The following is a 25,032-nucleotide window of genomic DNA, read 5'->3' on the forward strand; positions in this document are numbered from 1 at the left end:
TTTTCAATCCAAAATCCAAAATCTAAAATCCAAAATTGTATTAGCCGATACCTTTGGTAATCCAGAAGGCTTCGCCGATAGGGCCGAATGCTAAGACTGGGAAGAATGTGAGTGCGCCGAGAATTAAAATTACGCCTGCGGTTACGCCTGTAAATAATCCGGTGTCGGTGCGTAATGTGCCAGTGGTGAAGGGAACTTGTGGTTTGCGGGACATACTATCGGCGAGTAAAAGTAAGCCAGTGATGGGGATGTAACGTCCGGCGAGGAGGCTGAAGCAAGTACTGAGGTTCCACCACAGGGCGGTAACTGTGGTTTTTGCGCCTGTTGCGATCGCCAAAGGTGATGGTTGAGAATCTCCTAAGCCTTCAAATCCTGAACCGTTGTTAGCCGCAGCGGAGGCATATTCGTAAATAACTTGAGCAAATCCATGAAAGCCAGGATTGCTAATTCCTGCTAGTTGTTCGGGGAAGGCTAAAGTTATGCCAGCGGGAATCATAATGGCAATGGGGTGAACTAAAAGAATTAAAAAACTCGCTAGTACCACCTCGCGTTTTTCGATTTTGCGTCCAAGAAATTCTGGTGTGCGCCCTACCATTAAGCCTGTGGCAAACACCGCCAAAATCAAGTAGGCAAACAGGTAAGCTGTGCCTGTACCTTGTCCACCCCAGATGATTTGCAAGAACATATTAGACAGGGTAACAAAACCGCCATTAGGCATGAATGAGTCGTGCATACTATTGACTGCACCAGTCATAGTGCCAGTTGTACTAACAGCGAACAATGCAGACTGCGCCCAGCCAAATCGGACTTCTTTACCTTCTAAGTTTGGTTGTGTACTACCTAGCAGTGCATTCACCGCCGGATTGCCGTTATATTCACCAATGGCTGTGATGATAATAAATGTTATGTAAATCACGCCTACCATTCCGTAGACTAACCAAGCTTGTTTAGTATTGTTAGCAAACAAGCCGTAGGTGTAAATCAAGGAAGCGGGGATTGACAGCAGCGCCACAATTTCAATTAAGTTAGAAAACCCGTTGGGATTTTCAAAAGGATGGGCTGAGTTAATGGCAAAAAAGCCCCCGCCGTTTTCTCCTAATTCTTTGATGATTTCAAAATGCGCAACAGGGCCAAGTGCGATCGCCTGACTAATATTAGGATTTTCTAAGGTGGGAAATACAACTGGCCCTGCCAATGTTTCGGGAACACCAGCCGCCATCAAGGCAATACCACCAACAATACAAATAGGTAACAAAATTCGCGTAATTGTGCGAATTAAATCTACATAAAAGTTACCTAAAGGTCTACCAGTTAATCCCCGAATAAAAGCAATTCCTACTGCTAAACCAGTGGCGGCTGAGGTGAACATGTGATAACCAAGTCCCCACATTTGACTGGCGTAACTCAAATATGTTTCCCCAGAATAATGTTGTTGGTTGGTGTTAGTAATAAAAGAAATTATTGTGTGTAATGCTGTGTCCCAGGTTGGTGCAGGTATGTTTGTTGGGTTAAAAGGTAGCCATCCTTGATTCATAATAATCAAGAATATCAACAACGCCATAACTACATTGCTATATAAAATGGCTCTGGCATATTGCCAACCTGTCATATCTGCTTTAGTTTGCACACCAACTAAAGAGTAAAGGACTCTTTCAACTGAGTTTAAAAATGGGTCGAGAATAGTGCTACGTTCTTGGTAGACACGCGCCATATATCGCCCAAACAATGGAGTTATTGCTCCGACAATTAGTAGAGTTAGTCCAATTTGAATCCATCCTTGGAGCATAATTGTTAATTTGTAATTCGTAATTCGTAATTAGATTATTAAGTCAAATTACAATTACTTGTATTAATTTAAATCATCGATTTCTTTACTAGTAAAAACAAGAGATAGAAGATATAAATTTATGCTTATTTTTTGTTTATACAGTGTTTATTTTTTATATATCTAGCGTTTATAGCGTTTAGAAAAAACTAAACGCTGTCAACTGCTTATAACTAACCACAGAGGTGCAGATAAAGCAGAGAGGATAAACTAGTCAAAGAAAATCTAAATGAGGAATATACAGCAGATTGCAGGTGAATGAGGTACAGGTTTTCACCAAAAAGCCATGTCAAACAAGACTTTCAATCCTGTTCCCTGCTGTATTTTAAATTAAATGAGGTTATTTCCAAAGAAAGTACTAGCTAAAAACTCACAAATGTGGAAGTTTTTAGTCATAGTGGGGATGTTTATTGCAGTGATGTTGATGGAGTTTAAAACACCAACAGAATATGTGTTTGGCTATCTTTATACAGGCGCAATCTTATTGACAAACTACTGGTTTGGGGGAATTGCAACTTTTCAGGCGACTGTAGTTGCTGTGTGCTTAACGCTGTTGAATCTGGTTGTACCAGGAGGTGAATTAGTTAAGGTATCTACAATAGCCAGCCGATTAATTGCGGCGATGGCATTAATTGTGACTGGTGTTTTAAGCGATCGCTTACGTCGTTCTCAAGAAGCGATCGCAGTGACTCGCGCCAAGTTAGAATCTCAAGAGGAATTAGTCAAGGTACGAGAAGATTTTGCCTCTACCCTTACCCATGATTTAAAAACACCATTATTAGGGGCGATTGAAACTATCAAAGCCTTTCAACAAGAAAAATTTGGCCCAGTCTTACCAAACCAGCAACAAGTCTTGTCAATCATGGCACGTAGTCATGAGACTTCCCTACAACTACTAGAAACACTTTTAGATGTCTATCGCAACGATAGCGAAGGTTTAAAGCTGGACTTAGCACCTGTTGATTTAACTATCCTGGCAGAAGAAGCTACTGGTGATTTGATGGAATTAGGGGCTAATCGTCGTGTGCATCTGTCGGTAAGTTATGGTGATTCTAATTGGCGACAATCTTTGTGGGTTCATGGTGATGGGTTGCAACTGCATCGAGTGTTTAATAATCTTTTAGTAAATGCCATTAATCATTCTCGACGTGGTGGTAGGGTAGAAGTTGTCTTAGAACCGCAAGCTTCTTATCAAGTAGTGAAAATTTTAGATACAGGTGCGGGTATTCAACCAGAACAGTTCTCGCACTTATTTGAAAGATTTTATCAAGGCCATAGTGATGCTGGCGGTGGGCTTTACCAACGCCAAGCTAAAGGTTCGGGATTGGGGCTTTATTTATCTCGGCAAATTATTGAAGCCCACGGGGGTATAATCTGGGCAGAGAACCTAGTACCTACTGGTGCTGTGTTTGCTTTCAAATTGCCTGTCTACCCATTTCAATCTTCTCCAACTGTGTGAAATGTCCTCTACCCCAATCAAAATTCTGTTAGTTGAGGATGATGAACTCTTTCGGTTAGGTTTGCATGTGCGGTTGCAACAAGAACCTGGGTTAGAGATTATTGCTGAGACGGAAGATGGTGAAACAGCTATTGAATTAGTCAAGCAAAATCCTCTAGATATCGTGCTGTTAGATGTAGGTTTACCAGGAATTGGCGGAATAGAAACTTGTAGACAAATTAAGCAGCAAAATCCGCTGCTACCAATTTTAGTTCTTACCTCCCATTGGCAAAAGCCTTTAATTTCGCAGTTGATTGAAGCAGGCGCTCAAGGTTATTGTCTGAAAGGTATTGCTGCGGAAAAATTAGTATTAGCATTGCGTTCTGTAGCGGCTGGGGCTTCTTGGTGGGATGAAACTGCAACCAAAGAAATTCGCTCTTCTTTTGTGTCTGAAACATTTTCACCTGACTCAGAAAACATCTCAAAACCTGCCAATCCATTGACTGGGCGCGAACAAGAAATTCTCTCACTGTTAGCAGCTGGCAAAACCAATCAAGAAATTGCTCATACACTATATATTGCACCGGGAACAGTGCGAGTTCATATCCATGCAATTTTACAGAAGTTAGAGGTGAGCGATCGCACTCAAGCTGTGATGACTGCTTTAAAAAAAGGTTTCATTAAAAGCGACATAATTGTCAAAAATCAGCTTTAATTGATTGACAAACAAATATGTTTCGTTTTGTCTTCCTCCACAAGTAAGTTTTTGCATCAAATAGAATGAATATATATCAGCAGTATATTTAGCAAAATCCACACCTAAAAGTATTCGGTTGCGCTCACAATCCCTTCAGTTAGCTTGTTAGCCTAGAGAAGAAATTAATTTTCCTGGCAATTTTTCGCCAAGTAACTATTAGTTTAGAGACTGGCAAAACCACAAATTCATGCCAAAAAGAAATTTGTTTTTAGCAATAGGACTGGCATTTTTAATTTTTATCATGGTTGTAATCACAAATTCTCTTGGTAGTACTCATCCCATCGCCGGACTTTATGTGTTTGGTGATAGTCTTTCGGATGCAGGTATGGTATTTCAAGCAACAGGGGGAATATACCCGCCTAGTCCGACATACTTTCAAGGGCGTTACTCAAATGGTCGGGTTTGGATTGAGTATCTTGCCGATCGCCTACAAATATCCAGCAAGCAAACTAACAATTTTGCTTATGGAGGTGCAACTACTGGCAATGTTGGTAACAATTATGTTCCAAACTTACTTACTCAAGTCAAGTCCTTTACCCAGGCACATCAAAAAGTTAATCCAAATGCTTTGTATGTAGTGTGGGCAGGGGCTAATGATTATTTACAAGGGGTAAATAATGCTACAGTCCCAGTGCAGAATGTCAACCAAGCGATCGCTTCTTTAACTGATGTCGGTGCAAAAAAATTTTTGGTGGCTAATTTACCAGATTTAGGCAAGTTACCCGCAACCAGAACTAATACCAATTCTGCCAACCTGAGTTCATTAACCCAAGCACATAATCAAGGCTTGCGGCGATCGCTAAAAATACTGAATCAGCAATATCCTGAGTTAGAGATTGTAACTTTGGATGCTAACACTCTGTATCGGAATGCGATCGCCAATCCGGCTGCATTTGGTTTTACGAATGTTACTAGTTCGTGCTTATCTGGTTCTCAACTATGTGGTAATCCAGACCAGTTCTTATTTTGGGATGGTATTCATCCGACAACTGCGGCGCACCGGATTATCGGAGAAACAGCCTTTTCTGCAATTCAAGAAGCCGGAATATCTACTTATTCCCGCACACCAAGCCAAACTTAATTAATCCACGTTCATAACCGCGACGCATTAAGCCTAGCGATAAGGCTCCTTGAATGGTACTCCAGCCAGAACGCAACAACCCAAAAATCGCACCTGGCGTTACAGCTGAATCAATTACCACATTCCAAAATGGGGCCACAGCAGTTGACCAATCAGCAGTGCGGATATTTTTTAACGGTAGTTGAAGGGCGATCGCTTCATACTCTGGTAAAGAAATCACATAAGGTAAACAATACACTCGGTAAATATCCTGCAAATGCTTTTGTTCATCTGCTGTGAGTGGTAAATCATCTGTAGGGCGATGACACCAAGTTGCCATTATCAAAGTTCCACCCGGTTTTAATACCCGATAACACTCTTGCAAAAACAGAGTTTTATCGGGCATGTGTTCGCCACTTTCCAGCGACCACACCAAGTCAAAAGTATCATCTGCAAAAGGCATGGCTTGAGCATTAGCAACCAAAAACTGAGTTTTGAGATGTAATAGCATTTCCTGGGCGCGTTCTGTGGCTCTGGCGGCTTGCACAGGGCTTAAAGTAATACCTGTAGCCCTAGCATGAAACTTTTCTGCTAAGTATAAAGAACTACCCCCAATTCCACAACCTACATCCAAAATGTTAGTTGCTGTTTCTACACCTGCCCAATTCAGTAGTTCTTCAATTAAATCAATTTGCGCTTGACGGCGGTCTTTTTTCTGTGTTCCATCTGCACCATAGTAGCCGTGGTGCATGTGTTCGCCCCAAATTTCTTCCCATAAACCAGAAGAAGCATCGTAAAACTGCTGAATTTGCTGATATAGTGTTGTACTCATAAAACAAATAATGCTAAGACAAAGCAGAGTTTAAATAAACATACTGGTAGGCTACCATGTGTGTTTTTAATTAAATAAGGATGTTTTTCCTTCCAAGGAGAGCTAAAGAGAATGTTTGTATATCACTTAGGCGACTGGAAGTCGCAGCTACACAGACAAAACCCACCTCCGTGGGTTTGAAACTCTTGCTTTTTATTAGTCCGCAAAGGCGGACTTTGTTTGTGTAGTAGTGAATTCTATTCGCCAAACGCTTCCCTGGAAGAATTCAGAGGTTTTACCTTAATATGACTGTTTCGCGGACAATTTGCTTGGGATTTCTGGCTGTCATCACAGTAGGAACTATTTTACTGATGCTGCCTATTTCAACTAGCGATGGCAACTGGAATAACTTAGTTGTGGCATTATTCACTTCAACATCCGCAGTTTGTGTTACAGGCCTATCAGTAGTTGACCCTGGGACTTATTTTTCTTTTTGGGGTGAGTTGTTTATTTTGCTATTAGTTCAAATTGGTGGTTTAGGCTATATGACAACCACTACCTTTTTGATTTTGCTAATTGGGCGCAGATTCGACCTTCGACAAAAAATGGCAATTCAACAAGCTTTAGACAGGCCAGGAATGCATGGTAGCGCCCAAGTTATCCGCTCAATTATTGCCACTACTTTAATTTTTGAAATTACAGGCATATTTTTACTGCTGCCCGCTTTTGTTCCAGATTATGGTTGGTCAAAAGGTCTGTGGTTAGCGATTTTTCATAGCATTAATTCTTGGAATAATGCAGGTTTTAGCTTATTTAAAGATAATTTAATTGGTTATCAAACATCTGGGTTAGTCGTTTTCACTGTGACTACATTGATTATCTTTGGGGGTATTGGTTATCAAGTTATTTTAGAAATGTACCTGTGGTTACGCGATCGCATCCTCAAACAGAAGACAACTTTGGTAATTTCTTTAGATTTCAAAGTTGCTACCAGTACAACTTTAATTCTTTTATTGCTCGGAACAATTGCTTTTTTCTGCATAGAGTTTAGAAACTATGAAACCTTTGGCAAACTAAATTTTGGTGGTCAATTATTAGTGGCTTGGTTTCAATCTGTAACCCCTAGAACTGCCGGGTTTAACACTATAGATATTGGTAAAATGACCACTGCTGGTTTATTCATTACCATAGCACTGATGTTTATAGGTGCTAGTCCTGGTGGTACAGGCGGCGGTATTAAAACTACAACTTTACGCGTTCTTACTAGTTGTACAAAAGCAATTCTCCAAGGCAAAGAAGAAGTTTTACTATTTGACCGTAAAATAGCAATAACTTTAATCTTGAAAGCTGTGGGTGTATTAGTTGGCTCCGTAGGTACGGTGATTTTCGCAACTATTCTTATTTCCTTAACAGATCCAAAATTAGACTTTATTCAAATTTTGTTTGAAGTAGTATCTGCCTTTGCTACGGTCGGTCTTTCTACAGGGATTACAAGTACAGTCTCCACCGCAGCTAAGGTAGTGTTAATTATGACTATGTATATAGGCAGAGTTGGAGTTTTACTATTAATGGCTGCTATTTTAGGCGACCCTCGTCCTACCAGAATTCACTATCCAGAAGAAAACTTACTGGTAGGATAAACACACCTAGTATTGTCGATACTATTAACTTAAACTGGTAAAATATTAAGTCACTAGGCAAAAAATAAAAATTGTTACTTCAAGTGAGATTTAAGAATTTTTTGTCCTAAATACAGGGAGCTTTTATAAGGATAACAACTGTGAATCTTGCATCACTAGGTTTTTTTCGCAGTTTACGTAAAGATAATCAGCAATTTGCTGTAATTGGGTTAGGTCGCTTTGGTCGATCTGTTTGCTTAACACTGCATAAATTGGGTTATCAAGTGCTGGCGACAGATGTTGATGAAAAAAGAGTTTCAGAAGCATTAACAGAAGAAATAGTTGGTCACGCGTTGCAATTAGATTCTACAGAACCAGCAGCACTCAAAGAAGCAGGTATTTTTGAATTTGATACGGTAATTGTAGCGATCGGCAATTATGTTCAGGAAAGTATTATTACTACTCTTAATGTTAAAGAGGGTGGTGTACCTCACATTGTGGCCAAAGCATCTAGTGAAGTTCACCGCAAATTATTAAAAAGAGTCGGTGCAGACCACGTTGTTTTTCCAGAATATGAAGCAGGTTGTGCTTTAGCACGTACCCTCACTAAACCGTCCATACTCGATAGATTTGATCTTGATCCAGATCATAGTATTGTGGAGTTGATTGTTCCAGATGAATTTCATGGTAAAACCATTACAGAAATTCAGTTGCGTAACCGTTATGGTTTGAATTTGCTGGCTGTGAGTCAAGATGGCAAATTTGTAATTAATCCAGATCCTCACAAACGTCTAGAACGTGGTTCGGCAATGGTAGTTATTGGTTGTAACAAAGATATTAATCGCTTACCAATTTAATTATCGTACTGAGGAAAATAAGAATTACACTTAAGTATATAGTGTAAAAACCCTGAATAAAGAATTTTACTTTTGTTCATGCTTATGGATTTAATAGTTAAAGATTTAGCGGCAATTGATGATAGACTTTCTCAGCGTCATATTGACCTTGACTCCGCTGGATATTTCATCATCTATTTAGATAGAGGAGAGGGATTAATTTATGCCAAGCATTTCACTAATGTTATTGATGAACGTGGTTTAGCTGTAGATCCCGAAACAGGCAAAGTAATTCCAGCACGCGGTAAGGTAGAAAGAACTCACACCACAGTTTATAGTGGCAGAACAGCTAAAGAACTCAGTGTCAAAATTTTTGAACAAGCTCAACCCTGTCCAGTGACTCAGTTAGACCATGCAGCCTATTTAGGCCGAGAATTTGTCCGGGCTGAGGTTGCTTTGGTGACAGGACAAGACTATGTTCAAGACTGAAAAAAGTATGAAGTGTGAAGTATGAAGTATAAAATTTAGTACTTTATAATTCATACTTCAACTTATGAAATCATCAGTTCGCTGGTGGTTGATTTACTTGACCAGAGTTCGGGATATGGAAAGTATAAAGTATGAAATTTCAGACTTCAGACTTCATACTTTAGACTTTAAGATTACCCGTTAGATGGTGGTTGATATACCAGATAGATGTAGTAAGTCGCCATCGGAATAACGGTTGCAGCAATTAGCAATCCTATCACCCAAGCAGTAGCGTTACCTTGGTTGGTATCTTCTGCTTTTGTGAATGTGCCTTCTACCTGTACGTTATCAGCAATTTGTGGTGGGCCGGGGTCGGGTTCACCAGAAAGAACTTTAACTAGGCGATCGCTGGCATCCAAAAATGCCTGGTTATATTTGTTACCATTTCGTAAGGGTGCAGCTAAAGTTTCTGTAGCTACACTCTCAGCGATAGAATCAGTTAGCAAAGACTTGACTTTATCTCCGCTCAGAATGGCAGTATTGTTGGTAACAGTATCTAGCACCAACAAAGTTTGGTTAGCTTGCGCTTCTTTGGTAGGAAACCATTTTTCAAAAAGCCCTTTAGTAAAGCTTTCTGGTGTTTCACCATAGTCTAAACGGCGAATGGTGACAAATCTCACTTCATTGCCAGTTTTTTTTGCTAAATCTTCAAAGGCACTGCTAATTTTACCTTCGTTGATGCGACTAATCACTTCACCTTGATCTACCACCCAGTCGCCGCCAGGGTTTAAATTCGGAATTTGATACACGCCAGTAGCTAACGCTGGGGTAGCTAATAGCGATGCACCAAGAATAATTGCCAGTATTGGTGTCAGCAGCCAAATGATGTATGTTTTAATGCCAAATACTGTTCTGAGGAGCTGTTTCATTGGATTGATCCTAAGACAGAACTAGCACCAAAAATACTACACAATCAATACCAAAATCACCTTGTTGAGCAATTTATCTATGTAAAAAATTGCAAGTGGGGCGGAGAGATTTTGGTAATTTTTATCTTATGCGGCTGAATCTGAATGTTTAAAGTGAACTTTGCCAACTATTCAAGGAGTTTATGATATAACCAAAATTCTGTCTTAACTGCTACAGGAAGTAATTTCCAGGAAAAACGACGATTTTTCTCCGGTTTCCAACACAGAGTCAAGACAGAAGTCTATAAAGTAGCAATTTGAATAGATACGGTATGCCACAGAAATCAGCCGCTTTGAAGTTTGTGATTTTATTGGGTTTTGTCAGCCTCTGTGCCGATGCCACCTATGAAGGAGCGCGTAGTATTACGGGGGCTTATTTGCAGGTTTTGGGAGCAAGCGGCACTGTGGTAGGTCTAGTAGCGGGTTTTGGGGAACTTATCGGTTATGGTTTGCGCTTAGTCATTGGTTATCTCAGTGACCAGACCCGCAAGTATTGGGGAATTACAACCTTAGGTTTTATTTTGAATACTGCTGTTGTACCACTATTAGCATTTGCAGGCAGATGGGAGGTTGCAGCAGGTTTGATGATGGCAGAACGCACTGGAAAAGCCGTGCGTACTCCCCCACGAGATGCACTCCTTTCTCATGGTGTGAGTCAAATTGGCAGAGGTTTTGGCTTTGGTTTACATGAAGCAATGGATCAAACCGGTGCTGTGATGGGGCCTTTAGCGGTAGCAGCAATGGTTTATTTCCAAGGAGAGTATCGCAACGGCTTCACGATTTTGATTGTACCTGCGGTGTTGGGAGTGATTGTGTTATTGGTTTTGCAATTTCTCTATCCCAACCCCAGCGATTTGGAAATTGAACATGAAATTAATGAAGAAGACGGAATACCACGAGCATTTTGGATATATCTTGGTGCAGTTGCGATTATTGCGGCTGGTTATGCAGATTTTCCCTTAATCGCTTTTCATTTTCAAAAAGGAGATATTGCTTCAGGGCAAACAATTCCCCTATTCTATGCCTTCGCAATGGGAGTTGATGCGATCGCTGCACTCATATTTGGCTATTTCTTCGATAGAGTTGGTATTTCGATTTTGATGGTTGCAGCGTTTGTATCATCTTTGTTTGCACCTTTGGTATTTTTAGGTAATACCCAACTAGCGCTGTTAGGCATAGCATTTTGGGGTATTGGTATGGGGGCGCAAGAGTCAATTTTGAAAGCTGCGATCGCTGGACTTGTACCCAAAAATAAACGCGCCACAGCTTATGGTATCTTCAGCACTGGCTATGGTTTTGCTTGGTTTTTAGGTAGCACTTTAATGGGTGTTTTGTATGATCGCTCTATCACCCTATTAGTCGTATTTTCGACTGCTACTCAACTACTAGCAATTCCCTTCTTTGTTTGGGTGCAATTACAAGCAAATAAATCCCAACCAGAGTTAACAGATAAACCTGTTTAAATCAAAGAATCTGGGTCTACACCCAGGGTTCTTAATCGTTCTGCTAGTCTTTGAGCGCGTATGGTATAAATTGCCAAAACCCTCACTTTATAGCGAGGGTTTTAAGTTGAGTGCAATTATCAAATAACTAACTAATGTTACACAAGCTTAGTTATTAATGATTAGAACCTGCGTAGCATTAGGGAGCCGGAACCGCTACTCGATTACCAGGAACAATTTGTGCTTGATAAGAAAACACTTCGCGGCTATGGGGATCGACTCTCACCTTGATCCACTGTACATCGTTAGTGCCATTCCCTTGATTGTCACCAAATGTCTCAATGCGAGTAAAGTTCTCCAGCCGTCTGCCTTGAGCATCTAAAAATGGCCTATCTATGCGGTGGTAGTGCGAATCGCCATGCACGTAGGCAACAGGTTTACGGAAAGCAATCACCTCATCGCGCAACGCTAATAAAAAGTCCTTGAAGCCATCAGGTTGACCATCGGTTTCCACAAGCGTTCTTGGATTACGCAAAGGCGCTCTGGTTGAGTCACTCAGATCCCACCCCGGATTACCTTGAGAAATCAACATAACCGCCGCCGAGTTGCGTTCTTTGGCAACTCTAAAGGTCTCTCTCAGCCATGCAATATTGGCTGCGTTTCGCGCCGCGTACTCTGCTGGGTCAGGCGCAGTATCGCAGAGGTTATTGCACGAACCCTGAACGTTGAGTGTCGCATAAGTTACCCTACCCACAGTCCAGCGGCGGTTCTCGACACAAGGTACTGCGCCATTAACACCGAGGCACAGCGGTGTTGTTTGGACTTCCTGGGCTATTCGACGCTGCCCTAAAGAATAATTTGTGCTGAAGAATAACTGACGCTCGTAGTCGAGGCGCTCTAGTGAATTATATCCGCCATTGGAAGGGCGATCGCAGTCTGTCCAATCGTTGTCACCTGGTGTAAAGGCTGCTGGTGCTTCCAGGGCGTTGAAGTAGCCGAGCGCTTTGGTGTACAGTGCATTGTCACAAAGGCTGTTAGAACCAGCCTTGAGGTCGCCATCATGGACTGTGAAAGCAAGTTTCTGCGAATTCATATCCTCGATTAGTCTTGTTACGCCTACTTCTTGCTCCTGTGAGTATGGCAAATCGCCCCAAAGTCCAATCTCATAAGGTGCGTTGGCGTTCTCATTCTCTCTAGCCACTACCAAACTGCTGGTGACGGATGCCAAGAACGGTAAAGTCAATCCTAGTAAACACATTTTCCGCAGTAAATGTGCAGCAGTGATACGTTGAAACACAGAATAGCCAGGCTTTTTCATCATATCCTCGATTATTTTTGTCATCCGTGAATGCATCTTGAGCAAGTAGCTTTTGCCCACGCCATAGTCAGAAATTTAGACTACCGGATTGTCCATAACAGATTAGTTATGAATAGGTTATGAAGCCTGACTATCTAATCAGTCTTTGAGAGGAATGAGACCAAGAACAGCAAAAAAGCAAAGTGATTAATATGGGTTATTAAGTTGAACTAACCTTGCTTCTCTCCATAAACCATCCAACAACACCTAAACCCAACAACAACGGTGTCAGCCAATCTCCCCAACGCACATATAAAGTCTGCGTTTGGCGGCGATATATGGTTTCTGCTTGAGTTTGGTAGATGTTATAGCCAGAGAACCACAATGTTTTGCCGTGAGGGTCGATAAAAGCGGAATAGCCGGTATTTGTTGCCCGTGCTGACCATCTATCGGTTTCAATGGCTCGCATAATATCCTGAGCATGATGCTGAAATGGCATAGCTGCACTGTAATGGGCATCGTTAGAAGAACTAAGGATAAATTGCCCACCCGCCGCAGCTTGACGGCGGAATATCTCAGGAAATGCAGATTCGTAACAAATACCTACAATTGCCCTGCCAAAAGGTGTATCAAATATCTGGTTGGCTGCACCGTGAACTTGGTGTTCATCCAAAGGTGACAAGCGGCTGATTAATTTACCTAAAATTTCTTCAAAGGGGATATATTCGCCCAATGGGACTAGTTTGGATTTATCGTAGCGGCTGGTAACTTCACCCTTGCTATTCACGGTAAATAAACTATTTGTATAACTGCGTCCGCGTTCGCCAAAAGCACCAACCCAAACTACCACACCTTTTTCTTTGACTGCTGAAATTAGGGGAGTATCAACTAAGTTACGCTCAAAAATAGGTAAAGCACCTTCGGGCGTAAGGACGGCATTTACACCTTGTTCGGCTAGATTTAAATAGCCGCTGGTGTAGCCTGTAATGGCGCGGCGATAACCTTCGGGTTTGACTTTTATTTTGTTGGGGATATTACCTTGAATCACCCCAATTTTTAAGACTGCTTCTGGTGGTTGGGCGAGGGGTTGGCTATATAAGAACCAGCCTATTAGATGTAAGGTGATGAATAATGTTGTGGCTAGTGCTAGATATTTATTGATGAATCGCCGAGGTGCAGAGGATAGGTAGGCTTCGGCTATTAGGCCATTGATGGTGGCGATCGCACCTGTTACAGTATTAGGGCCAGATAGTTGCCCAAGGTGTAAAATTACCAAATTATGCGGTGATTGAGTGTAAGCTAAAGAACTCCACCACAAGGAACCAGAACTCCACAAACTTTCTAAACCGCACCAAACTGCTGTACCAATCAGAACCCTCAACAAAGGTTTAGACTGATTCAGTCGTGCCATTACAGCAGCCCAAATACTGACAAACAGCCCTCCCCACAGGCTAATAAATCCCCAACAAAATAGGGTAATAGCTAAACTTGGCCACCAAGGCACACCCAACCAATCCATAGGATGAATCCCGGTAATCCAGAAGAGGGCAACACTGTGATAACCGATACCCCAAGCTAAACCAAGGATATAAGCTGGGGGTTTTTTCTTATTTGAAGAAGTAAGAACTAATACCCAAAGTGGGGCTAAGGCTATCCAAGCCAAAAACCATGCCCCCGCAGGGGCGACGGTTAGCCCCATCAAAACACCAATTAGTAATGATAAAGTGTAAAGGCTAAAGGCTGAAAACAGCTTTTTTGTCTGATATTTCATACTTCATACTTCACACTTCATACTTCTAACTTCATTCTGCCTCTTCAGCTTCACCAGTATCAGGCGGGACTATGGCAACTCCGGTAATTGCGTCATCGTCATCCAAGCGTTGCACTCTTACACCTGTTGCCGATCGCGATTGTATCGAAATTGCATTGGTAGCCTGCCGGATAATAATACCGCGATTTGTGACCATCATGATTTCATCATCGTTGTTGACGATTTGCAAGGTGGCTAGTTTGTCTTTGGTTTTGCGGTTCTTGAATTTGGTCGCCATTAAACCTTGTCCAGCACGGTTTTGCAACCGGAATTGGCCGACGGGTACGCGTTTACCATATCCGCCCATTGTGATGACTAACACCCAAGGGCCAACGCTGCCGTTTCCTGGTACTTCTGTGGTTTCTTCCAGATTCTCCATATCTTCGGTTTCTGCATCTTCGATTTCGGGTTCGTCAGTGTTGAGTGTATCTAGAATCGCTGCGGGCAGAATATCCATTCCCACCAGTTCATCGCCAGCTTTGAGTTTCATGGCTTTTACCCCACGTGTCGCCCTACCTAAAGGACGCAGTTGTTCGTGGGTACATCTAAAGTGAATTGCCATACCCAGACGAGAACCAATGATGATACTGTCTTCGACTCTGGCGCGGCGTACCCACCGCAGTTGATCACCTTCTTCTAAGGAAATTGCAATTAAACCATTCGCCCGAATATTACTAAAAGCAGCTAATTCAGTTTTCTTGATATTGCCGCCTTTAGTCAGCATCACCAGATATTCATCACTGCTGAATTCATCAACGGGGACAATCGAGGTGATTTTTTCTTCCTTGGGAATGGGTAACATCTGCACGATGGGTGTGCCGCGACTGGTACGGGAACCCACAGGGATTTGATAAGCTTTGAGGCAGTAAACTACGCCGCGATCGCTAAAGAATAAAACACTATCATGATCACAGCAAGTTAAGAAATGCTCTACAGTATCATCATCTTTGACCTTGGCGGCGGCTTTACCTCTAGTAGCGCGGCTTTGGGCTTCAAAGGTGTTAACGGGCATCCGTTTGATGTAACCTTGCTCTGTTAAGAGGATAATTGCTTTTTCGTTAGCAATTAAGTCACGTTCATCAATTTCGCCTTCGGCGTGGGTAATAACTGTCCGCCGGGGTGTGGCAAAGTTGGTTTTAATTTGCGAAACTTCGGTTTCAATAATTTCTAAAATTCTTTCTCGCCGTGCCAAGATATCTTGCAAATCAGCAATCTGTCTTTGCAAATCTTCGTGTTCTAGGCGAATTTTATCTGCTTCTAGGGCAGTTAATCGCCGTAGTTGCATTTGCAAAATCGCATCGGCTTGGACTTCCGAGAGTCCGTAGGTTGTAATCAATTCACCTTTAGCTGTCGGTGCATCTGGCGCATGACGAATTAAGTTAATAATTGCATCTAATTGTGATAGAGCAATTAATAACCCTTGCAAAATATGGTCGCGTTCTTCCGCTTTTCGCAGTTCGTAGCGGGTGCGTCTGGTGATAGCTTCGATGCGGAAATCGAGGAAGACTTCTAAAAACTGCTTGAGGGTGAGAATTTGCGGTTCGCCGTTGACCAACGCCAGCATATTCGCCCCAAAGTTGGCTTGCAGTGGGGTTTGCTTGTAAAGGTTGTTCAAAACTACGCGGGGATAAGCATCGCGCTTAAGTTCGATGACAATTCGCATCCCGTCGCGATCGCTTTCGTCACGGATATCTGCAATGCCTTCTATGCGCTTTTCGTTCACTAATTCAGCGATTTTCTCAATTAATGCCGCTTTATTAGTCTGATAAGGCAGTTCAGTGACAATAATTGCTTCTCGTTCAGGACGACCGCGCTGTTCGATGGTTTCAATATTAGCAACACCACGCATGGTAATGGAACCGCGCCCAGTGGTGTAAGCTTCTTTAATTGCTGCTGTGCCAAGAATCTGCGCCCCTGTAGGAAAGTCTGGGCCGTGGATATACTGCATTAACTGGAGGTCGGTGATTTCGGGATTGTGAATCAAAGCCACCAACCCATCAATCAGTTCGCCTAAGTTGTGGGGCGGAATATTCGTAGCCATCCCCACAGCAATTCCCGAAGAACCATTGAGTAGCAGTTGGGGAACCCGTGATGGGAGAACTGTCGGTTCTTGTTGGGAACCGTCGAAGTTATCTGCAAAGTCTACAGTTTCTGATTCAATGTCTTGGAGTAAAGCGGCGCTGGTTAAAGCTTGCAAGCGACATTCTGTGTATCGCATTGCCGCTGGCGGATCGTTATCTACGGAACCGAAGTTACCATGTCCGTTAATTAGGGGCGATCGCATGGAAAAATCCTGCGCCATCCGCACCAAGGCATCATATACTGCTGTGTCTCCGTGGGGGTGATATTTACCCAAAACTTCCCCCACCACACGAGCGCACTTTCTAAATGGGCGATCGTGCGTTAAACCTAGCTCGTGCATAGCGTAGAGGATACGGCGATGCACAGGTTTCAGACCATCCCTGGCATCTGGTAGCGCCCGACCCACTATCACACTCATGGCGTATTCCAGATAAGACCGGGACATTTCGTTCCGCAGATCTGTGGGGATAATCCTCTCCTGTGAGGTTGTCATAACCTAAAAAACTCCAAAAATCGTAGAATTTAGCCTTTAAAGGTGGTAAAGCGTAAAATTATTCCAAATTACTCTTGAATAATTGACATATTTTGATACAATTCTAGCACGTATTGTTTTTTTTTGCCCGAAGAGCTAACCTAAAGTAGCTCATCAATTGGCGATTTTGAGTGCAGTAAATCAGAAATAACTTATAAATTTTTAGCTAAAAAAAATCAACCACTAAATTTTGCCCAAAATCAGGTGAATTTGCCTAACTACAAATGATGACTGAGCCTAAATCAGCAAGAGGTAGCGAATAACATTCAGCTAACGATTAAGATAGGCATGGTAAGCAGAATCAAGCAACAATATAAAGATCAAATCTGTTGTTAAGTCGTTTCACATAAAGTTTGTATATTTAATGATTTTGACAATCAACAGTCAACTGTCAACAACACCATAAAAAGATTATGCAATGAATATGTGTTATGGCTTATTTAATTTATCCGGCTTACCATAGTAAATTACGTCAATAAATTTAGATTTCCATAGTAATTATTCAATAGAAATTCTGAGGCACTGATGACATTTCAACAATTAGCAATAGGTAGCTATTTTCGTTTGCCAGGTGTAAGTTATGGTTGCGTATATAGAAAAGCTAGTAATTTCTCTTGTAGCGTGAATGCATTATTACAACCAATCCGGCCAACAACTAAGGTTATTCCGTTGAATGCCGCAGAAATTACTAAATATTTGGCAGCCAAAAAAGAGTTTTTAAATAATCTCAAGAGATAAAGAATTTCTTGATAGTGATTATTTAGTTAATGAATAGCTTCTTGTTGAGATTTCAGTTGAGCAGTAATCAAAGGAACTTTAGGGGCAAGAAAAAATCCTACTAAACTAGCAAACAAAATTGGTGTAAAAGGACTGAAACCAGTCAGTTTCGATAGCAGCAAAGTTGTACTAATAGGTGTGCGTGTGACTGCTGCGTTAATCGCCGCCATTGTACAAATCATCGCCAAGGCAGGATTAATTCCGGGAATTAAAACTACTACTGCTTTGCCAATACATACACCAGTGAAAAATAACGGGATAATGAATCCCCCACGCCATCCGCCTGTAACTGTTATGCTAATGGCAGCCATTTTGCCCAAAGCCAGTGTTAACAAGAAAACACCAGAAAAGTTATTTATGACTACAGTTTCTAACTCTTCATGGCCAAAATAACGGGTGAGGGGCAAGAAAGCGGCTAGAATACCAAGTCCAAGTCCTGCTAGTGTGGTGCGTAAATAGATAGGGACGGAAATGCGAGCAAACAGATGATCGCAACTCCGAAAAATCCCCATGAAAATCCATCCAGCGATCGCCCCAATCATCCCAAACAAAATTGCCAAGGCAAAATCATCGATATTTTCCAGACGATATTGTGGAAAATGCCAAGTCGGTGCAATTCCTAAATGAGTAATCGCAGTAAATACCAGATAACTAGCACAACTAGAAACAATCGCTGGCATTAAAGCTTCGTAATACTCCACAATATGCTGATGGTGCAGGATTTCTAGGGCAAACATCGCACCACCCAGAGGTGCGCCAAACAAAGCCGTAAAGCCAGCCGCCATCGCCGCCAAACTCATCGATCGCAAATCTTCACCTTGAAGTTTGAGGCGATCGCCTACCCAAGTCCCAAAGGAACCTGTCACCTGCACCAGAGGTGCTTCTGGGCCAGCACTACCACCAGCAGCAATACTCACAAGTGAAGCCAGAAGCATTGAAGGATTTTTGCGTGCATCCAAGCGACCACCGCGAAAATGAATGTTATCTACAATCACTGCGATTTCGCCAGGATTGCCTAAAAAATGAATCACTAACCCAACAATTAAACCAGCCAGTGGCATCACAATTAACAGGCTGAGACCTTGAAATTTTTGTAACTGGTGCGTTAACAGTTCTAAAACATTCCAGTACAACCCTGCAAAAAGACCACTAACCGTCCCCACAACAGCCCAACGCAGCACCCATCGAGAAATCATTAACGGATTACGTCTTACCAGTCCGAAAAGTTGGGCAAATGTCCAACGTTGACTTTGATTGTTAGTGGGTGGCTGATTTTGTGGCACTGTTATGTCCTATTGATGAAACCTAAAGTACTGAAATATTGCTCCAAAGCATCAGTGAAGACACTTGTCTATTACTTATCCTGCCTGATTCTTACCATCTTGGCAAAAACAAAGATGCTTTCTTGCATAGCATCTACTATCCTGTACAATAATTCCGTTATACCTGCTCACTAATGTTGAGCAACTATATATTTTTGAGTTATTGAATGATGAATAATGTAATTTTTGATGTAATTCCTGAAATATCAATTATTCTTTGTACATACAATCGTGAGAAATATTTAAACAATTGTATTAATAGTGTGATTGCTCAAACTTTTAAAGGTTGGGAACTAGTTGTAGTCGATGACGGGAGTAAAGATAATACTTTTGAAATTGTTAATCAATATATTCAAGATTTTCCGAACATTCGCTATCTAAAGCATCAAAATAAGAAACTTTGGTACGCTAAAAATACTGGAATTCAAGCATCTTTTGGCAGATATATAACATTTTTGGATAGCGATGATACATATCTGCCAGAACATCTAGAAACCAGAATTCAATATATGCAAGCACATCCAGAAATTGATTTAGTTGAAGGTGGATTTGCGACAGAAGAAGAGGTTTGGGTAGCAGATTATTTTCAACCAGGAAAAACAATTAATCTTCGAGAATGCGTATTAGGCCCTACCTTTTTTGGTAAGAGAGAAGTATTTTTTGAATTGAAAGGATTTAATAATATTGCTTATGGAGAAGATACAGACTTTTGGCAAAGAGCTGAGAAAGTCTTTAAAACTCAAAAATTGCCTCAATTCCAAACCTATGTCTATACCAGAGCAGAGACTAGTATCACAAAAAGTGTTTTAGAAGAAATTTCTCAATCTGGTTAAGAGAATGTTTGAACGGTCTAAGAAAAGTTTTGGGCGAATATAATTCGCTACTACACAAGCAAAGTCCGCCTACGCGGACTAATGAAAAATCAAGGGTTTAAAACCCACCTTCGTGAGTTTTGTCTGTATAGCCGCGATTTTTAATCGCCGATGCTAGTCTTAATCTAGACTTTTCAAACAACCTCTTAGGGTGAGAAAATTCTAAAAATTTACTTTGAAGTTTACGAAAGAAATTTATTTTTTGAAATTCGGATAAAAATAGAATCAAAGACTAGCATGAGTATCATACCAAGGGTCTTTAAGTTGAAGTTTATCTACTAGTATTTTCCCTAATAAAAATTTGTTTAAAATCCCATTAGCTCCCAACAGTTTGTATTGGAGAAAAACACGTTTGTAGACTTTGATTACCTCAGTGTCAGATAGCCAAACTCCTGGCGTTTCTTCACCGAAAAGCCCACTAGCACCGTATTCAAACTGATACTTTATGTATTGACCTTCCTTAGCAGGATAGGGGCATACTTGTTTAGTTACTTCGGATTGGCTGACAGCCTTGAATTTTCTATACCCAAGTTTTTTTAGTAGTGCAAATTCTGCTAACAGATCATTCCATGATGTTTTTGTAGATTCTATAGATAAAAATTGAGGTTTGCTTTCAAACATTTGTAAAGCCTGTAAGCATAATATATCTGCACCTTCAATATCAATTTTTAGATAATAAGGAATGCCAAACTCTTGTAAAATATCTTCAAATCTCCGTCCTTCTACTGTTATTTCAGTAGAGCGCGTCCCAAACAATTCGTTGCGCCGGACAAAATCAATTGAGGTTGTACTCCAAAAACTTCTGTCTAAGTTGACGTAAAAAGTAACTGGTTGATTTTGAGATGATACAGCAATATTAAGGAGAATTAACTGATCACTTTCTATATATGAATTTAGTCTTTGCTTGGTGTCATTATAAATATTAGGATTCGCCTCAATCCCAATAACTCGAAATCCTTTTTTGAGGTAAAACTCAGTATCTTCTCCTGTATGCACACCAACATCTATAATTAAGTTTTTATGCATATTAAACCTATATTAATTGGAAATACGTAATATTTTAAACTAAATCAGTACTTTAGATGATAAAACTACTGTATATGACGGAAAATTAGGTATGAAATTTACTATTTTTTCATTCCCCATAGTTAAAATCATTCACCAGTTTTTTGATTCTATCTGGCGAATTGCTACTTTGTTTGTGGTCTTGAGTGTCAGCTTGATTTTTTTATCGAGTTGTCAAGGACAGTTACCACAAAATGACCAAGTTACTCGTATAACACTATGGCATGGAATTAATCCACCTGTAAATCGTGATGTATTTCAAAAGTTAGTTGATAAATTTAATCAGACTCATGTTGATATCCAGGTAGAATCTATTTACGCTGGTCAACTCGGTCAACAACTACCGAAAATTTTAACAGCAGTTGTCGGTAAAGTACCGCCAGATATTCTTTGCTTTTATCCACAAATTACTGGCCAGTTGGTCGAACTCAATGCAGTTAGAACCTTAGAAGACTGGCTAGACAAATTACCTATCAAGTCAGAACTTAGCCTGAACCTTATAGACGAATTAACTTTAGATGGGCATTTGTGGTCAGTACCACTTTACACAAGTAATATGGGAATTTTTTACCGTCCCACACTGTTTAAAGCTGCTGGTATTACAAATACACCCGCAACTTGGGAAGAATTGCAGCAAGTTGCCAAACAATTGACTGTAGACCGCAATGGTGATGGACGACCCGAACAGTATGGTATGTTGCTGCCTATGGGTAAAGGAGAATGGACTGTTTTTAGTTGGTTTCCCTTTTTATTTAGTGCTGGCGGTGAGGTTATCAGTAATGGGTTGCCGAATTTAAATAACCCTGGAGCAATTCATGCTCTACAGTTTTGGCAAGACTTGTTAAAAGATGGTTCAGCAACTCTTTCTCCTCCAGAACGAGGTTATGAAGAAGATGCTTTTCTTCAGGGACGTGTAGCTATGCAAATTACTGGGCCTTGGACTTATATCACCAAGTCTCAGATAGATTATCAAGTGTTTCCCATACCTAGAGATGTTGGTCAAGCAACTGTAACAGGTACAGGCAATTTTTATGTGATGAAGACCACACCAGAGAAAGAGAAAGCAGCACTAAAATTTTTAGAATATGTTTTGACTGAAGAATTTCAAACAGAATGGTCAATTGGTACAGGTTTTTTGCCAGTTAATTTCAAATCTGCGCAAAGCAAAGCTTATCAGCAATATATTAACGAAAGACCTTGGATGAAAGTTTTTTTAGATCAAATGGTTGTAGCACGCGCTCGACCTACTTTAGCTGGATATAGTCGTCTATCTGAGAGTCTAGGTCGAGCAATTGAAGCTGCATTGCTGGGTGAATCTCCCCAAGAGGCACTTAAAAAAGCCCAAGAACGTTTAGAACTAATTTGGGGAAAATAAAGTTTTTACAACCTTGGCAAATTAATTTATATAGCAATCATCTTGGATGAATAAACTATTTTTTGAAGCAGAGAATAGGCAACATATTTGTTTGCAAATTATTTAGGATTGCGAGGTTTGCTTGCAATCATGTTAGTGTTAACTTTTATCGCTTTTTATCTCAGCGGCAGGTTAATGATAATCTGTTCTGTAGTTTTTTTTACACAATTATTTTGCGATACTAGCTCATATCAATTTGGGATCAATTTTGTAATCTTTTCCAGAGTAAATACAATGACTAAATTGAGTTTGACGAATAAGTTACTAGTGGCTAGTGCGGGAGCAACATTTGTTTTTGCCGCTAGTCCATCTCAAGCAGCAGTGATTACCATCTCAGATTTTAGTGGATGGCAGTCAATTGGCAACGTTAGCTTCAGTTCTAATAATCAGCAAGCAAAAGTTTCTTCTGGTGGAGTGGCTGACACGGCTATAGAGTCCTTCTTAGGCTTAGCTAATAGATCTTTAGATGCTGTTAACTCCCAAAATACTACTATTGGTTCTGCTATTAGAAACACCATTGCAGCACAAGCAGGAGATATTTTGAGGTTTGATTGGCTGTTTCAAGCAGGTGATTTCTTACCGTATAATGATTTTTCGTTTTACTCAATTGGGTCTTCACTTTATAAATTGGCTGATGTGCAGCTAGTGGGTAATTTTGGAGAAACTGCATCTCAAACTTCTTACACATTCACTACAGCCGGAACATACACTATAGGATTTGGGGTAATAGATACACTTGATCAATCTCTTCCATCTGATCTCATTATTGGTAGATCTGGTGGTAGCGAACCTGTACCCGAACCTATTACTATCATAGGCTCATTAACAGCAGGTGCTTTTGGTGTAGCGTTACGACGTAAGCAAAAGCAGCAACAAAAAACAACGTCTAAAGTTTGAGCTAATAACCTTAATTGATAGTTTCCTTGCTATTTTGTCAGATAAACGCAAGAAGAGAGCGATCGCTGATTGCTCTCTGTTCATTTTTTGTGGGATTAAGTGGTGCGATCACCATTACTCAGATTCAGAAAAAAATTAATTGTATCTGTACCCCAATTTGTGCGATTCTAGATAATCGCCGCTATAAAACTTCAACGAACTGGGTAACAAAAATAGATGTCTCCTTGCCATGAGCCAAAGATAAGCCTCTACTTAACTTTCAGATGTGGGTATTGATGCGTCTGGTGAGATTGTCTAAAACCAAAGTTCAGGTTATCTAGAATTCTCACTAAATTGTAAAGGTCAAGCTGACCAATAATCTTATGGATTTGGAGAATACAGAAAATACTGGTGCAAAACTCAACTATACCTATAGATAAATATGTATAAATTTTGCTCCAGAATAAACCATACCCTAAACCATTAACTGTTATTTGACTATTAGGACAAAGACATGGAAGATAAGCTGATGCTGATGATTCCTGGCCCGACACCGGTGCCAGAAGCCGCTTTACTGGCCTTGGCCAAGCACCCCATCGGACACCGTACCAGTGAGTTTAGTAACATTTTGGCTGAGGTGACAGCTAACCTCAAATGGCTGCACCAAACCGAAAGTGATGTGTTGATGCTGAATGTCAGTGGAACAGGTGCAGTAGAAGCGGGGATCATTAATTTTCTCTCGCCTGGCGATCGCGTTTTAATTGGTTGTAATGGTAAATTTGGTGAACGCTGGGCCGAAGTCAGCCAAGCCTACGGGTTAAATGTGGAAACCATCACTGCGGAATGGGGTCAACCTTTAGATCCAGCGCAGTTTGCCGAAAAACTGCAAGCTGATACCGCCAAGGAAATCAAAGCTGTTATTGTCACCCACAGTGAAACATCAACTGGTGTTCTCAATGACTTGGAAACTATTAACCGCCACGTTAAAGAACACGGCGAAGCTTTAATTATTGTGGATGCTGTAACTAGTTTGGGAGCATTCAATTTACCTGTTGATGCTTGGGGACTTGATGTCGTTGCTTCAGGTTCGCAAAAAGGTTACATGATTCCCCCAGGTTTGGGTTTTGTTTCTGTAAGTGCCAAAGCGTGGGAAGCTTACAAAACAGCTAAATTGCCCAAATATTATTTAGATTTAGGTAAATACAAAAAATCTGCCGCCAAAAATACCACACCTTTCACTCCCCCGGTGAATTTAATCGTGGCGCTGCATACCACCTTGGGGATGATGAAAGAAGAAGGTTTAGAGTCAATCTTTGGACGACACGAACGGCAAAAGAATGCTACTCGCGCGGCTATTAAAGGATTAAATTTACCTTTGTTTGCCGCAGATAGCTGTGCTAGTCCAGCAATTACAGCGGTAGCACCACCCAATATAGAAGCAGATAAAATTCGCTCGTTGATGAAAAAGCGTTTTGATATTGCTTTAGCTGGTGGTCAAGACCATCTAAAAAATAAAATCTTCCGTATTGGTCACTTGGGCTTTGTGAGCGATCGCGATATTCTGAGCTGCATAGCATCCTTAGAAGTTGTGCTTTTAGAACTTGGCTATGAAAACTTTACACCAGGTGCTGGTGTAGCCGCAGCTGCTAAAGTACTTAATGGTTAAAAGTCGATGGTCAATGGTCTATAGTTATTGATTACGACCATTGACCTAAAAGCAAAAGAGCGAGTGTAATCACTATCTTTAACTCGCTCTTTCAA

The 25,032-nt window shown here is 41.0% G+C and carries 20 protein-coding genes; 12 read left to right on the plus strand and 8 right to left on the minus strand.

The features are described 5' to 3' along the window. Nucleotides 1–40: 40 nt before the first annotated feature. Complete coding sequence (kdpA, locus tag ACMX3D_RS19095; protein ID WP_482747443.1) at nucleotides 41–1,786, minus strand: potassium-transporting ATPase subunit KdpA; 1,746 nt, start codon at nucleotides 1,784–1,786, stop codon at nucleotides 41–43. A gap of 415 nt (nucleotides 1,787–2,201) precedes the next feature. Here kdpA and ACMX3D_RS19100 point away from each other — a divergent pair, with 415 nt between their 5' ends. The 3 genes from ACMX3D_RS19100 to ACMX3D_RS19110 all read left to right on the plus strand — a co-directional run bounded on the left by ACMX3D_RS19100 (nucleotide 2,202) and on the right by ACMX3D_RS19110 (nucleotide 5,101). Continuing rightward, complete coding sequence (locus tag ACMX3D_RS19100; RefSeq protein WP_482747444.1) at nucleotides 2,202–3,284, plus strand: sensor histidine kinase; 1,083 nt, start codon at nucleotides 2,202–2,204, stop codon at nucleotides 3,282–3,284. Nucleotide 3,285: 1 nt separating this feature from the next. Beyond that, the gene (locus ACMX3D_RS19105; protein WP_482747445.1) at nucleotides 3,286–3,978 is read left to right on the plus strand and encodes a response regulator transcription factor; all 693 of its coding nucleotides are present in this window, start codon (nucleotides 3,286–3,288) and stop codon (nucleotides 3,976–3,978) included. Between the two features lie 229 nt (nucleotides 3,979–4,207). Then, on the plus strand, nucleotides 4,208–5,101 hold the full coding sequence (locus tag ACMX3D_RS19110; RefSeq protein WP_482747446.1) for an SGNH/GDSL hydrolase family protein: 894 nt from the start codon (nucleotides 4,208–4,210) through the stop codon (nucleotides 5,099–5,101). Here ACMX3D_RS19110 and ACMX3D_RS19115 read toward each other — a convergent pair. Next, on the minus strand, nucleotides 5,070–5,912 hold the full coding sequence (locus ACMX3D_RS19115; RefSeq protein WP_482747447.1) for a methyltransferase domain-containing protein: 843 nt from the start codon (nucleotides 5,910–5,912) through the stop codon (nucleotides 5,070–5,072). The genes ACMX3D_RS19110 and ACMX3D_RS19115 overlap by 32 nt on opposite strands. A gap of 284 nt (nucleotides 5,913–6,196) precedes the next feature. Between ACMX3D_RS19115 and ACMX3D_RS19120 the strand changes: the two genes are divergently transcribed. From ACMX3D_RS19120 to ACMX3D_RS19130, 3 genes are all read left to right on the plus strand, one after another. Beyond that, the gene (locus ACMX3D_RS19120; RefSeq protein ID WP_482747448.1) at nucleotides 6,197–7,531 is read left to right on the plus strand and encodes a TrkH family potassium uptake protein; all 1,335 of its coding nucleotides are present in this window, start codon (nucleotides 6,197–6,199) and stop codon (nucleotides 7,529–7,531) included. A gap of 140 nt (nucleotides 7,532–7,671) precedes the next feature. Continuing rightward, nucleotides 7,672–8,367, plus strand: coding sequence for a potassium channel family protein (locus ACMX3D_RS19125; protein WP_482747449.1), 696 nt, complete (start codon nucleotides 7,672–7,674; stop codon nucleotides 8,365–8,367). Nucleotides 8,368–8,451: 84 nt separating this feature from the next. Further along, nucleotides 8,452–8,835 carry a DUF4346 domain-containing protein gene (locus tag ACMX3D_RS19130; RefSeq protein WP_482747450.1) on the plus strand — a complete coding sequence of 128 codons (384 nt, stop codon included), beginning with the start codon at nucleotides 8,452–8,454 and terminating at the stop codon, nucleotides 8,833–8,835. Between the two features lie 173 nt (nucleotides 8,836–9,008). Here ACMX3D_RS19130 and psb32 read toward each other — a convergent pair whose 3' ends face one another. Next, nucleotides 9,009–9,743 (minus strand): photosystem II repair protein Psb32, encoded by a 735-nt coding sequence (gene psb32 / locus ACMX3D_RS19135; protein WP_482747451.1) that lies wholly within the window; start codon nucleotides 9,741–9,743, stop codon nucleotides 9,009–9,011. 311 nt (nucleotides 9,744–10,054) lie between these two features. Here psb32 and ACMX3D_RS19140 point away from each other — a divergent pair, with 311 nt between their 5' ends. Then, on the plus strand, nucleotides 10,055–11,245 hold the full coding sequence (locus ACMX3D_RS19140) for an MFS transporter (protein ID WP_482747452.1): 1,191 nt from the start codon (nucleotides 10,055–10,057) through the stop codon (nucleotides 11,243–11,245). Between the two features lie 178 nt (nucleotides 11,246–11,423). Here ACMX3D_RS19140 and ACMX3D_RS19145 read toward each other — a convergent pair whose 3' ends face one another. The 3 genes from ACMX3D_RS19145 to gyrA all read right to left on the minus strand — a co-directional run bounded on the left by ACMX3D_RS19145 (nucleotide 11,424) and on the right by gyrA (nucleotide 16,906). Continuing rightward, on the minus strand, nucleotides 11,424–12,545 hold the full coding sequence (locus ACMX3D_RS19145) for a hypothetical protein (protein WP_482747453.1): 1,122 nt from the start codon (nucleotides 12,543–12,545) through the stop codon (nucleotides 11,424–11,426). A 196-nt stretch (nucleotides 12,546–12,741) separates the two neighbouring features. After that, nucleotides 12,742–14,292: an apolipoprotein N-acyltransferase gene (gene lnt / locus ACMX3D_RS19150; RefSeq protein WP_482747454.1), complete on the minus strand. Its 1,551-nt coding sequence runs from the start codon at nucleotides 14,290–14,292 to the stop codon at nucleotides 12,742–12,744. Nucleotides 14,293–14,323: 31 nt separating this feature from the next. After that, on the minus strand, nucleotides 14,324–16,906 hold the full coding sequence (gene gyrA / locus ACMX3D_RS19155) for a DNA gyrase subunit A (protein WP_482747455.1): 2,583 nt from the start codon (nucleotides 16,904–16,906) through the stop codon (nucleotides 14,324–14,326). Between the two features lie 564 nt (nucleotides 16,907–17,470). Here gyrA and ACMX3D_RS19160 point away from each other — a divergent pair. Next, nucleotides 17,471–17,683, plus strand: coding sequence for a hypothetical protein (locus ACMX3D_RS19160; protein ID WP_482747456.1), 213 nt, complete (start codon nucleotides 17,471–17,473; stop codon nucleotides 17,681–17,683). A 26-nt stretch (nucleotides 17,684–17,709) separates the two neighbouring features. Here the strand turns inward: ACMX3D_RS19160 and ACMX3D_RS19165 are convergent, their stop codons facing one another. Then, nucleotides 17,710–19,005 (minus strand): chloride channel protein, encoded by a 1,296-nt coding sequence (locus ACMX3D_RS19165; RefSeq protein WP_482747457.1) that lies wholly within the window; start codon nucleotides 19,003–19,005, stop codon nucleotides 17,710–17,712. A 209-nt stretch (nucleotides 19,006–19,214) separates the two neighbouring features. Between ACMX3D_RS19165 and ACMX3D_RS19170 the strand changes: the two genes are divergently transcribed. Beyond that, a complete protein-coding gene (locus ACMX3D_RS19170) occupies nucleotides 19,215–19,877 on the plus strand; it encodes a glycosyltransferase family 2 protein (protein ID WP_482747458.1) in 663 nt (220 codons plus the stop codon). Nucleotides 19,878–20,141: 264 nt separating this feature from the next. Here the strand turns inward: ACMX3D_RS19170 and ACMX3D_RS19175 are convergent, their stop codons facing one another. Continuing rightward, nucleotides 20,142–20,942 carry an FkbM family methyltransferase gene (locus ACMX3D_RS19175; RefSeq protein WP_482747459.1) on the minus strand — a complete coding sequence of 267 codons (801 nt, stop codon included), beginning with the start codon at nucleotides 20,940–20,942 and terminating at the stop codon, nucleotides 20,142–20,144. Between the two features lie 91 nt (nucleotides 20,943–21,033). Here ACMX3D_RS19175 and ACMX3D_RS19180 point away from each other — a divergent pair, with 91 nt between their 5' ends. The 3 genes from ACMX3D_RS19180 to ACMX3D_RS19190 all read left to right on the plus strand — a co-directional run bounded on the left by ACMX3D_RS19180 (nucleotide 21,034) and on the right by ACMX3D_RS19190 (nucleotide 24,937). Further along, nucleotides 21,034–22,356 (plus strand): ABC transporter substrate-binding protein, encoded by a 1,323-nt coding sequence (locus ACMX3D_RS19180; RefSeq protein ID WP_482747460.1) that lies wholly within the window; start codon nucleotides 21,034–21,036, stop codon nucleotides 22,354–22,356. A gap of 273 nt (nucleotides 22,357–22,629) precedes the next feature. Next, nucleotides 22,630–23,292, plus strand: a complete 663-nt coding sequence (locus ACMX3D_RS19185) for a PEP-CTERM sorting domain-containing protein (RefSeq protein ID WP_482747461.1) — start codon at nucleotides 22,630–22,632, stop codon at nucleotides 23,290–23,292. Nucleotides 23,293–23,785: 493 nt separating this feature from the next. Beyond that, nucleotides 23,786–24,937, plus strand: coding sequence for a pyridoxal-phosphate-dependent aminotransferase family protein (locus tag ACMX3D_RS19190; RefSeq protein ID WP_482747462.1), 1,152 nt, complete (start codon nucleotides 23,786–23,788; stop codon nucleotides 24,935–24,937). Nucleotides 24,938–25,032: the final 95 nt, after the last annotated feature.

It is taken from the genome of Anabaena sp. TISTR 8404, from assembly GCF_056847745.1.